This window comes from Pseudoalteromonas sp. S408, from assembly GCF_005886645.1.
Classification (GTDB): domain Bacteria; phylum Pseudomonadota; class Gammaproteobacteria; order Enterobacterales; family Alteromonadaceae; genus Pseudoalteromonas.
In genome coordinates, this window is record NZ_PNDY01000012.1 from 1 (window position 1) to 11,884 (window position 11,884).

Sequence of the window (11,884 nt, forward strand, 5' to 3'; positions counted from 1 at the left end):
GACACCATAGTCACTTGTTATATGTGTTTGCACGGAATCGAATAAGTCATTTTTACTTTACTATATTTAACCACATCACCAACTGACATATTTTTAAATTCTTCAAATGGTGACAACGCCATGACATTTGCTTTAGCTTCTTTATTGACTTCATCAACAGAACTCTTTTTTACAAAAATAATTTGTTCAATTACACCGTTATTTGAAAGCTGTAGCTCAAAAATTACATTGTTCGTTTCTTCAGAACAGTAATTCCCTATATGCTTCGAGCCCAAAACTGGAAATTCCCAGACAGGCAACTCCTCGTTTGCCAATGAAGCAAATGAAATAAATAACAAAACTTTCAAGATACTTTTATTCATAGACACATATAACGCTTACATAAGCGGAAAAATATAGTTGGCTATAATTTTTGAGGAACGAAAAAAGCCAACTGTAATTTTTCCGTTTGATGTTCTTGTTATGTTTTACTTACCACTGACCATTTCTTTAACTGTATAAACAGTAAAAGCAAGCAACGAAAAACACTTTAAAGAATTTATTTTTGTTCCGTAATCTAAATGTTTGCGATGTCCATGTAAAATACCATTTCTATTTGGTGCTTTCTTTTTGTGAGCCACACTTGCTTTTGAGATCCCAGCATTATGGTGGTTTGTAAGTTTAAAAGGCTCTAAAAAAACATCAAGTAGCATATTAACCTCCAGTTCCCCATTTTCTATCAGTGTATCAAGCTTTTCATTTGTATCATTTCCGGTAAATAGGAAGCTTTTTAAAACTTCACAACATATGCCATCCGCTTGAGAGAAAAATAAAGGAATTGCTGCAATATAATTTCCTTCTTCATGTAACTTGAAAGCAGTTTTTAGTAGATGTTCCCGATTAGGGCAAAGCTCTATTATTTTTACTGTTAACTCATCCCAATTTTCTTCTAAGTGCATTACCATTAACTCATCTAAAGAGTTTGGTTCTTGAGCTGGCTGATAAAAAAAAGTAAACCAATTCGGATACCAACCATTTTCCGCCATTACCGTAACATCAGCTTTTCTTGCTGTTTGCCACTCTTTCGCAGCTGTGGCTGTCTTCTGAATTAGTGAGTGAACTTGTTCAAAGAAGGGGCTATATAATTTAGATAGTGCGTTTGCTTGGTGGCGTAGGGGGGTAAAGGTTTGGTTAAGCTTTTGAACATAAGGCGGAATAACTTTATCTATTTGCTGTGAGATCTTGCGTGCAGGCTCTGTTAATTGGTTTATTTGTTTAATGAACTTATCTAAATCACTCACGATACTTCCTGTAAAACATAACGCCCCGCTAAGAGGCAAATAATAGTTGGCTATAATGTGCGACGAAGGAGCAACAGCCAACTGTTATTTGTCCTTTTGAGTGACTTGTTATGTTTTCGTGCTAGAGACAGTCACCATTTGCACATGCTGTTAGTAAACTACCCCAAAATATGATTTGTGCCAATACAAATAAATAAGTTAACCACCCAATAATAAATTTAGTCTTAGAATGAAACTTGATGCTTTTAAACAGGTAAATACCACTAACGATTGCGATAATAGAATAAAAAATTTCGATATTAGTTAGCACACTACGCAAAGAAAACCAGTAGGTAGATTGAACACCCAAAATGACGATTACACTCGGGATAATAATTGATATTACTAGCGTACGGCAAATATTAATCTCGAATCATCCTTGAAAACATAACATGTTTATAGCGAGCTAATCGCGCGTATTTCTACCACTGCGCAGCTCGTTTTCTTATTAGTTTATTTTTAACAAACTTGTCAACTAATTGCCAGTGTTATTAAAATTCATCTGTGCTCGCTTTTTTTCATAGTATGAAACGAGCGACCAAGCCATAACTGTACATATATACAGCACAAACTCGACGGATTGAAAATGAAAACTCGCTATGCGTATTTAAAATTACATTGCCGACTATATGCTCACTCGACAGTATTCATTAATAATTATTAATGCTTATTTGAGTTGGGTCCAAACTTTATTTACTTTCACAACAAACGTCACCCACGCTCAATGGGAAATTCAGAAGTCGAAGCGTTTTTAGAACATACTGTATTAAAACGTAACATGTCAGCTAAAACACAAGCTGCTAATGGGGTTGTTAGCCCTTTTTCAAGATTATGAGCGCCTCTTTTAATCCTCTACCGTTACATATTTGCTTTCAAACCAATATCGCTATCTATTGCTACTTTGAATAACACACAAAAAAGCCCCGTTTAGTTTTAATCAAACGGGGCTCCACACTAATTATTTGCTCAAAAATAAAAGCGCCGATTTTGCTGGCGCTTTGCATCATTGAATTAGCTTTATAGCTTACTGGTTAACAACACTTTTAAGTGGGTTAACTGGTTGTGCGTTGTCATCTAATATGTTCATATCAAAATCAAACTCATCAACACGAATCGCTTTTTCACGCTTTTTGTTGTAATCAATTAACTGAGCAAACTCAGCGTCTGTAATTACATTTGCAGCAAGTGCGTTTTCAAGGGTGATGCTAAAGCGAGCACCTGGCTTGATAGTTCTTGCACGTAGTGCTTTTTTAACTTTTGCAAGTTCAGCTAGTGATGCAATTTTAGCTTTGTAAGCTTGCTCGTTGATGTGATGACCGTCACCTTCGATAGGCTTAACTAAATGCGTTATTTGCGCTTTAAAGGCTGTATCAAGCTGTGCTTGTTCAGCTAATTCGCGAATTAAATCATCGCTGATTTTTGGCATTTTAGTTGAGTAGTTCATCGTAATAAAACGAATAAACTTACGAGTACCACTTGCAGGGAAGTTATCTAAGAACTTGTGCAATGCTTCTTCTGCGCTTTGTAGTGCAAAGCGAGTTGCATAGTGGAAGTAAGGTGCTGCTTGCTCGCGCTCGCTGCTCGCTACTTTTTGCTCGTAGTATTTGATTGATGCCATAGCTGCATACAAAAAGCTCATTACATCGCCTAAACGTGCTGATAGCATTTCAGCTTGCTTTAATTTACCGCCAAGTACTAACAACGAGAAGTCAGCGTATACTGCAAGTTTTGCAGATAGTTTGTGTACTGCTTTTTCGTAGTCACGTACTTCTGGTAATGCTGAGCTTGCGCCAGCCGTAAATGGTAATACACCTAAACGAAATGCACGTAAGCTGTTTGCTGTACTGTAACCAATTGTTTTACGTAAAATACCGTTGAATTCTGCATCAGCGCCTTTGTCGTCGCTGTGGATTGATTCAACCATAGATTGTAAATATGGGTGGCAACGCATAACACCTTGGCCAAAAATCATCAGATTACGAGTAAGGATGTTTGCGCCTTCTACAGTAATTGCAATAGGTTGTGCAACATAGCCACTTGCAAGTGTATTTTGCGGACCATTTTGAATCGCTTTACCTGCTTGAATATCCATCGCAGAGTCTAATACGTCGCGACCAAGCTCTGTCATGTGGTATTTAGCAATTGCTGTTACTACCGATGGTTTTAAGCCCATGCCTAAACCTTCAGTTGTCAGTACACGCATTGCTTCTTGTAGGTATGTTTTACCCGCAATGTCAGCTAGTTTTTCTTGAATACCTTCAAACTGGCCGATTGATAAACCAAACTGCTCACGCACTGCTGCGTATTCAGATGCAGATTTAAGTGCAACTTGCGCTGTACTTACACCTAGCGCTGGTAATGAAATACCACGGCCTGCACCTAAACAGCTAACCAGCATTTGCCAACCACGGCCGATGTTTTTCTGTCCACCGATAACAAAATCCATTGGTACAAATACTTTGTTACCACGTGTAGTACCGTTATAAAAACGGATACCCATTGGATCGTGGCGGTTACCAAGTTCTACACCTGGGTGCTCTTTTGGAATAAGTGCACATGTAATACCTAAGTTTTCTTTACCACCTAGTAAACCATCAGGGTCAACAACTTTAAAAGCTAAACCAAGAACAGTCGCAATTGGTGCAAGTGTGATGTAACGCTTGTCCCATGTAATTTCAAGGCCAAGTACTTCTTCGCCGTTGTGTATACCTTTAGTAACTTTACCAGCGTCTGGAATACCGCCTGCATCAGAACCCGCCTCTGGGCTAGTTAATGCAAAACATGGAATGTCTGTACCGTTTGCTAAGCGTGGTAAGTAATGCGCTTGTTGCTCTTGTGTACCAAAATGAAGAAGTAGTTCACCCGGACCTAACGAGTTAGGTACCATTACCGTTACGGCAACCGCAGAACTTTTAGTCGCAATTGTGCCAACAATTGTTGAATTAGCGTAAGGGCTAAACTCTAAACCACCAAACGATTTAGGAATGATAAGCGAGAAGAAACGCTCTTTTTTCAAAAATTCTAAAATGTCATTTGGTAAGTGAATGCCATTTTGAATAACTGAATCATCAATCATGCCCAATAGCTCTTGTACAGGGCCGTCAAGGAATGCTTGCTCGTCAGCTGTTAAAGTAGCTGCTGGAACATCACGTAATGCACTGAAATCAGGCTTACCTTGATAGATAGAACCTTCAAGCCATACATCACCCGCGTCTAGCGCTTCTTGCTCAGTGATAGAAATACTTGGTAAAACTTTTTTTAACTTTGTACGTAAACTCATGATTGAACTCATCCGACCAGATAAATAATACCTACATTACGTCATAAAAATCGCTTTAGATCAATTACTCTATCCAATTAATTAACAGTTTTTTCAAATTATTTTCTTTACCCGAACGTAAACTGTTGAAACACAAAGGCTTACACTTGTACGCTGAAAATAGTATTTATTTAAAAATTGATGAATAAAACGCCGCGCTAAGGCATCAAATAATAGATCATGAGAATAATGCCCGCTTTTTTGAATTGTTTTGTGATATAAAGCGCGCTTTAGTTTTAAAAATATAAGCCTGATTTATTGGATGAAACAAGGAAAGTTAACACGTTAATTATGTGCTATGAGATCATTCGTTTTTTATAAAAATGCACAGCACGATTGGGCTTATTAAAATAAATATACAAGAAAAAAGGCATAAAAAAACGCAGCTTAAATACGCTGCGTTTTGTATTAACTAAAGCGTGTTAACAGCCTATTTGTACGACTTGCTTGCCGGTAAATCCACCCGCTAACTGTGTATTTAGAGCATGTGAAACTCCGCTTGCGCTAAACTCAACAGGCGTTAGGGTCGGAGCTTTAATGTCGCCATTATTAGCTCCCTCTATTAACAAATTGCCCATAAAACTTAAACGCTGTTGGGCACACAAACTATTAGCCAACCATGCACCACCAAGCGACACAACACTAATATTAGGTGCACGCCTATACATTAAATTTTGGTCAAAACATGGCAATGGATTTAAACAGGCTATTTTGCCGCAAAATCGCATTAGTTCGATATTTCGCGCTGTAGACTCGCCACCCACAGTATCTATAACGGCATCAAACCCCTGCGGGCCCAGCTCCCTTCGAATTTTTTCACACAACTTTTTATCGTTGTAGTCAAACACAACATCCGCGCCGAGCTGTTTAACAAGTTTGTGATTTTTTTTAGAAGCAGTTGCAAATACATCGGCTCCTCGCTGTTTTGCATACTGAATAGCAAACTGGCCCACAGCGCCAGCACCACCGTCAATAAATACAGTTTGACCTTCTGTGATACTAATTTTATCGAGGCTAATAAGCGCCGCCATTCCGGCACAAGGCAGTACGGCAGCAACGGCTGGGTTTAAAGTTGACGGTACAACAGATACTGCAAAGTTAGGTACTTTGGTGTATTCACTTAATACCCCTTGTCCACCTACGTTTGCATGCCACATAACACGCTCACCCACATTAGGAAAAATCCCTTTGCTTGCTTTTACAACAACACCCACGGCATCTAGCCCCAAAATATGCGGATACTGCCACAAGCAAAAACCTGATTTTGCAAAATGCCCGTCAACAGGGTTTAAGCCAACATATTCTACCTTTATCAATAGCTCGTTATCTGAACACTCAGGTACGGGTATCTCGATGTCAGCTAAACTTATTTGCTCATTAGGCGTTTCTAATACAATGGCACGCATTGTTTGCGGTATAGTATTTTGTGCTAAAATATCAGTATCAGACATCGTTAAACTCTACTTATTTGTGTTACTTAATGCATAGCTCCAACGCCCATTAAATGACTGGTACGCATTGACCTTTGCAAGTAACGATAAAATGGTTGTTTCAACTGCATTTTCTTGCGCTATTAAAACATCCTGACGGGCATCTAACAACTCTAGATAAGGAATTTGACCTTCCTCATACATGGCCTCTGCCTGTAAAAAGGCCTTATTAGCAAAGTCATAACGCTCATCTGCAAAGTTTTTTTGCTGTGCCTGATTAACCATTCCCTGCAACGAGAGCTCACTTTCACTAAGTGCTTTAAGAACAACGTTTTGATAATCGTTGTAGGCTGCTTCACTTAATAATTGCTGCGCATCGCGCTGTGCTAAAAGAGCAGGGTAACTTAATAATGACCATTGTAATTGAGGCGCTATTTGCCACTGCTGCTGTGTGTCGTTAAACCCATTACTGCCTAAGCTAAGTACACCTGCAAAAGCACTTAGGCTTACATCAGGTAGTAAAGCTTTACTTGCAGCCACACTTAAGCTGTTGGCTTGGCTAAAATCATAAAGTGCGCGGCTAATATCTGGCCTCAATGCAATAGCGTCATTTGGCTTAGCAAGTGTTACGTTAAACTTGTTAGTTAAAACGCTCTGTTCGTTAGTCAACTTAGTGTTTTGAGTTAAACGACCTGTTAGCACTGCAAGGGTTGATAAATCACTGTACTTTGCAAACTCAATGGCGGGAATTAACGCTTGTTGCTGACGCAATTGCGCCATAGTCCGATTTAAATCAAGTTCGCTTGCAACGCCTTCATCAACACGTGCCTGTAGCACATCAATACTTTGCTCAAGTGCTTCTATTTGCAGGCTAATAATACGCTGTTTTTCAACATTACCTTGATAGCTTACAAACCCTTTTACAACCGACGAGACAACTTCAATTTGCAATAAGCGAACTTGCTCTGCTTGGCTCATGGCTGATGCATTCGCTGCATCAACCAAAGCAGTAATTCGCCCAAATAAATCAAGCTGCCAATCAAGCGCAAAATTAGCGCTTGATTGGCGTGTATTTGTATTACCTAAGCCACTTCTTTGAGCGCCTATTTCAATACCACCTTGCGGTAAATATTGTGCTTTTTGCTCACCCAGCCTAGCTAATGCGCTTTTAAGCACAAGCTGACTTGTTTTTAAGTCGTAGTTTTTAGCCAAAGCATCTGTTACTAATTGATTGAGTTGCTTAGACTCAAGCCCCAGCCACCAGTTAGTTTCGTCTGCACCGCTTATTTGTTCAGCTACTGCAGCATTTGCAACAAATTCGTTAATTGCATTTTGCTCGCTACGTGTATCTATTTTGCTTGCACAGCCAGACAAAAATGCAGCCATTAACACAGTGGCAACCGTTAGCTGTGTTTTAAATTGCTTAGTTATTGGTTTAGTCATTTGACAACTCCTGTGCGTCGTTTTTTTTCTTTACAACGAGCATATAAAACACAGGTGTAAATAATAAGCCAAATACGGTTACGCCAATCATCCCTGAGAATACGGCATTACCCATTGCATGGCGCATTTCTGCTCCCGCTCCAGTTGCAAGTACAAGCGGTATAACACCCGCAGTAAAAGCAATTGATGTCATTAAAATTGGGCGTAAACGCATTCGACACGCCGCTAATATGGCATCTATATGGGATAACCCGGTATCGTTTTTATCTTTAGCAAATTCAACCATTAATATCGCATTTTTAGAGGCCAAAGCCACCAATACAATGAGCGCTATTTGCGTAAAGATGTTGTTGTCTGAACCAACAAACCACACGCCAAATAATGCTGAAAATATAGTCATAGGAACAATTAAAATAATTGCTAATGGCAAGCGCAAGCTTTCATACTGTGCTGCCAATACCATAAACACAAGGAGTACAACTAATGGGAACACGTATACCATAGTGTTACCTGCTAATACTTGCTGATAGGTTACTTCAGTCCACTCATATTCAATCCCAGTGGGTAAGTTATCGGCCAAAATAGCTTCTATTGCTAGCTGTGCTTGATCTGAGCTAAACCCGGGTGCTGGACTACCATTTAACTCAGCGCTTGGATAGCCGTTGTAGTGCATTACACGATCTGGGCCTATTGTTGGCGTCACCGTCAGCACTGAGCCTAATGGCACCATGTTCCCTTTGCGATTTCTTACTTTAAGATTAAGAATTTGATCAGGGTCTAGACGATAATCAGCATCTGCTTGCGCATTTACTTGGTATGTTCGGCCAAACATATTAAAGTCGTTTACATACACAGAACCTAAGTAAATTTGTAAAGCATTAAACACTTCGTCAAGCGCAATACCTTGAATTAACGCTTGTTCGCGGTCAATATCAATATCCATTTGTGGTACTTGAATTCTAAAGCTTGAGTAAAGCCCCATGAGTGCTGGGTCTTGTTGTGCTTTACCAATCACTGTTTGTAAACTATTAAATAACGCTTCAAAGCCTTTGTTTGCTCTGTCTTCAATTTGTAGTTTAAAGCCACCTGTAGTGCCTAAACCTTGAATTGGCGGCGGTGGAAATACCGCGACAAACGCTTCGTCAATTGCTGCAAATCGCTGATTTAGCTGCGCGGCAATCGCCATGGCAGATTGACTTGGATCTGTTCGGTTCTCAAATGCGTCTAATGGGGTAAATACTATGCCGCTATTAGGGCTGTTAGTAAAACCATTCACTGATAAACCAGGAAAGGCAACCGTATTAGCAACACCCGGTACTTCAAGTGCAATTTGCTGCATCTGTCTAAGCACATCTTCTGTACGGTCAAGGCTTGCTGCATCGGGTAGCTGTGCAATGGCAACCAAATATTGCTTATCTTGTTGTGGAATAAACCCACCTGGCACCGCGTCAAACAGCTTAATGGTTCCGCTAACTAAGGCCACATAGCCAACCATCACAATAAAGCTCATACGAATTAGTTTTTTAACTAATTTTTCGTAGCCTTTGGCGCCTCGGTCAAATACACGGTTAAAGGGTTTAAATAACCAGCGGCCAAACAATTTATTTAACAAACGCGTAAATGCATCTGGTTTAGTATCGTGAGATTTTAGCAATAGTGCTGCTAATGCTGGCGACAGCGTTAAGGAGTTAATCGCCGAAATAACAGTTGAAATAGTAATTGTTAAGGCAAATTGCTTATAAAATTGACCTGAAAGTCCGGTAATAAATGCCGTTGGAATAAATACCGCACATAATACCAATGCAATGGCAATAATTGGCCCTGTTACTTCGCTCATAGCAACGCGGGTTGCTTCAAGTGGCGAAAGCCCTTGCTCAATGTTACGCTCAACGTTTTCAACCACTACAATGGCGTCATCGACCACAATACCAATAGCAAGTACCAACCCAAACAACGATAAAGTGTTAATAGATACGCCTAACCACTGCATTACCGCAAAAGTACCAATGAGTGAAATAGGCACCGCAATAAGTGGAATAATAGAAGCTCGCCATGTTTGTAAAAATACAATAACAACAATAACAACCAGTACAATAGCTTCAAGCAAAGTAGCAATAACAGCGTCTATAGAGCCACGAACAAATACTGTAGGGTCGTAAACAATGTCGTATTCAACACCTTCAGGGAAGTCTTGTGATAAACGCGCCATGGTTTCTCGTACTTGGTCTGAAAGTTCTATTGCATTTGAGCCTGGGCGCTGAAATATAGGCATAGCTAATGCGGGTTGCGAGTCAAGCTCAGCACGTAGTGAGTAGCTGTCTTGGCCAAGCTCTACGCGGGCAATATCAGTAAGGCGTGTTATTTGCCCTTCATCACCCACTTTAATAATTACTTGTTCAAACTCTTCAATACTGTTTAAACGGCCTTTTACATTTAACAATACTTGAAATTGGCTCTCGTTAGAAACAGGCTGAGCACCTAAACTACCCGCTGCAACTTGTTGGTTTTGCGAGCGAAGCGCAGTTACCACGTCGGTCGCGGTCAGCGCTCGTGCAGAAAGTGCATCGGGGTTTAACCACACACGCATGGAGTATTTACCGGCGCCAAATAAGCGAATGTCGCCCACACCAGATAAGCGAGCAATTTCATCTTTTATATAGAGATCTGCATAGTTAGATAAGTACGCAGTATCGTGTGATTTTTCAGGAGAATATAAATGCACCACCATAGTTAAATCGGGTGATGATTTTTCAGCGACTACGCCTAAACGCTGCACTTCCTCGGGTAAACGAGGCAATGCACTGTTTACACGGTTTTGTACTTGTACTTGTGCACGGTCTAAATCGGTGCCTAATGCAAAGGTCACCGTTAGTGTCATACGGCCATCGCTGGTTGCTTGCGAAAACATATATAGCATGTTTTCTGTGCCGTTAATTTCTTGCTCTAGTGGTGTTGCTACGGTTTGTGCTATTACCGTTGGGTTAGCCCCTGGGTAACTTGCAGTTACAACCACGGTAGGCGGTACTACTTCTGGGTATTCACTGACCGGCAGTTGGAATAACGAAATACCACCAGCAATTAAAATGACCAACGACAGCATGGCCGCAAATATGGGTCGCTGTATAAAAAAATGTGAAAATTTCATCTAAAAACCTTATTGCTTTGCGACTAAGCTTGAATCGTCATTGGTCAGTGTGAATGCAACATCACTGCTATCAATGGTTACTTTATTAGGTGCCACTGGCATGCCTGGTCCAACGCGAGCAGGGCCATTTACTGCGATTACATCGCCCTCTGAAAGGCCTGACGTGACCGCGCGAAGAGAGCCATAACGCTCACCCACTGTCACTAATTTGTACTGCAGCACGTTGTTTTCACCAACAGTAAGTACAAATCGGTTTTTTAAGTCAGTCCCTATCGCTCTGTCTGGGACAATTATTTGCTCTGTTACTGAATTAGCAGCAAGCTTAATGCGCGCAAATGAACCTGCACGTAGGTGACTGTTATCTTCGTCAAATACGGCGCGTACACGCAGCGTACCGGTTGATGAGTTAATTTGATTATCAATAAAGTTAATGTAACCTTTGTAAGCAAACCCACGCTCGCCTACTTTTTGCATTACTACCGGTTGACGGCTTTGTGCGGTTACATTACTGAAGTCGCTGTTCCATGTGCGCTCATCTACGTCAAAGTAGGCATACATTTTTTCGTTAGAAACAATACTGGTTAACACACTTTGCCCTGCAATAATGTTGTTACCTTTAGTTATATTGGCACGCGAAATCACACCATCAATTGGTGACACTATGGCTGTAAATTCTAAATCAAGTTTGGCTGAGGTTAATTGCGCTTGTAATGCTGCAAGTTGTGCTTCGCGTTGGCGTAATACAGACGTTCGTGACTCTGCTTGTTCCGTTGAAATTGCTTTACGCTCAGTTAATCGCTCAGCGCGTTTAGCCTCGCTTTTTGCTTGTTCAAGTGCAGCTTGCGCACTACTAACCTGCGCTTTTAAACTGGCAACCACTGCCGCAAACGGACGGTCATCTAACTTAAATAATACATCGCCTTTTTTAACTAGGTCGCCTTCATTAAATGTAATCGCTTCTATAACACCTGACACTCGAGGCATGAGTGCAACTTCTTGCGGTGACTCTAAGCGAGTTGTATAGGTGTGCCAGCTTTGTACTGGTTTAACAAGTACGTTAGCAACATCGATAGGTTGAAGAAATTGCGCTTGAGCCGAAGGCGGTGTGCTTTCATCTGCACAGCCGGCAAGTGTTAAAAATGCGCCTGCAAATGCAGCAGCGATAAGGTGTTTTTTCATGAAGACGCTCCTTTAATTGATTAAGAACGCATACTACGGCTTATACCTG

General features: G+C 40.6%; 8 protein-coding genes. 1 reads left to right on the forward strand and 7 read right to left on the reverse strand.

Features of this window, described 5'->3' with window-relative positions:
* Positions 1–17: 17 nt before the first annotated feature.
* Positions 18–368, reverse strand: coding sequence for a hypothetical protein (locus tag CWB62_RS10850; protein ID WP_138530404.1), 351 nt, complete (start codon positions 366–368; stop codon positions 18–20).
* Positions 369–467: 99 nt separating this feature from the next.
* Complete coding sequence (locus tag CWB62_RS10855) at positions 468–1,280, reverse strand: hypothetical protein (protein WP_138530402.1); 813 nt, start codon at positions 1,278–1,280, stop codon at positions 468–470.
* A gap of 715 nt (positions 1,281–1,995) precedes the next feature.
* On the opposite strand from CWB62_RS10855, the gene CWB62_RS18860 reads away from it, so the two are divergent.
* Positions 1,996–2,154 (forward strand): phage integrase N-terminal SAM-like domain-containing protein, encoded by a 159-nt coding sequence (locus tag CWB62_RS18860; protein ID WP_283235011.1) that lies wholly within the window; start codon positions 1,996–1,998, stop codon positions 2,152–2,154.
* 189 nt (positions 2,155–2,343) lie between these two features.
* Here CWB62_RS18860 and CWB62_RS10865 read toward each other — a convergent pair whose 3' ends face one another.
* The 5 genes from CWB62_RS10865 to CWB62_RS10885 form a co-directional block, all read right to left on the reverse strand.
* Positions 2,344–4,599: an acyl-CoA dehydrogenase gene (locus CWB62_RS10865; RefSeq protein ID WP_138530400.1), complete on the reverse strand. Its 2,256-nt coding sequence runs from the start codon at positions 4,597–4,599 to the stop codon at positions 2,344–2,346.
* Positions 4,600–5,060: 461 nt separating this feature from the next.
* Positions 5,061–6,089 carry a zinc-binding dehydrogenase gene (locus tag CWB62_RS10870; protein ID WP_138530398.1) on the reverse strand — a complete coding sequence of 343 codons (1,029 nt, stop codon included), beginning with the start codon at positions 6,087–6,089 and terminating at the stop codon, positions 5,061–5,063.
* Between the two features lie 9 nt (positions 6,090–6,098).
* Complete coding sequence (locus CWB62_RS10875) at positions 6,099–7,511, reverse strand: TolC family protein (RefSeq protein ID WP_138530396.1); 1,413 nt, start codon at positions 7,509–7,511, stop codon at positions 6,099–6,101.
* On the reverse strand, positions 7,504–10,656 hold the full coding sequence (locus tag CWB62_RS10880) for an efflux RND transporter permease subunit (RefSeq protein WP_138530394.1): 3,153 nt from the start codon (positions 10,654–10,656) through the stop codon (positions 7,504–7,506). The genes CWB62_RS10875 and CWB62_RS10880 overlap by 8 nt, the downstream gene beginning before the upstream one ends.
* Positions 10,657–10,665: 9 nt before the next feature.
* The gene (locus tag CWB62_RS10885; RefSeq protein WP_138530392.1) at positions 10,666–11,835 is read right to left on the reverse strand and encodes an efflux RND transporter periplasmic adaptor subunit; all 1,170 of its coding nucleotides are present in this window, start codon (positions 11,833–11,835) and stop codon (positions 10,666–10,668) included.
* Positions 11,836–11,884: the final 49 nt, after the last annotated feature.

What these genes read in the sequence shown, in the direction of transcription:
- CWB62_RS10865 (WP_138530400.1), bottom strand. Translation starts at nt 4,599, where the DNA reads ATGAGTTTACGTACAAAGTTAAAAAAAGTTTTACCAAGTATTTCTATC.
- CWB62_RS10885 (WP_138530392.1), bottom strand. Translation starts at nt 11,835, where the DNA reads ATGAAAAAACACCTTATCGCTGCTGCATTTGCAGGCGCATTTTTAACA.
- CWB62_RS10875 (WP_138530396.1), bottom strand. Translation starts at nt 7,511, where the DNA reads ATGACTAAACCAATAACTAAGCAATTTAAAACACAGCTAACGGTTGCC.
- CWB62_RS10880 (WP_138530394.1), bottom strand. Translation starts at nt 10,656, where the DNA reads ATGAAATTTTCACATTTTTTTATACAGCGACCCATATTTGCGGCCATG.
- CWB62_RS10870 (WP_138530398.1), bottom strand. Translation starts at nt 6,089, where the DNA reads ATGTCTGATACTGATATTTTAGCACAAAATACTATACCGCAAACAATG.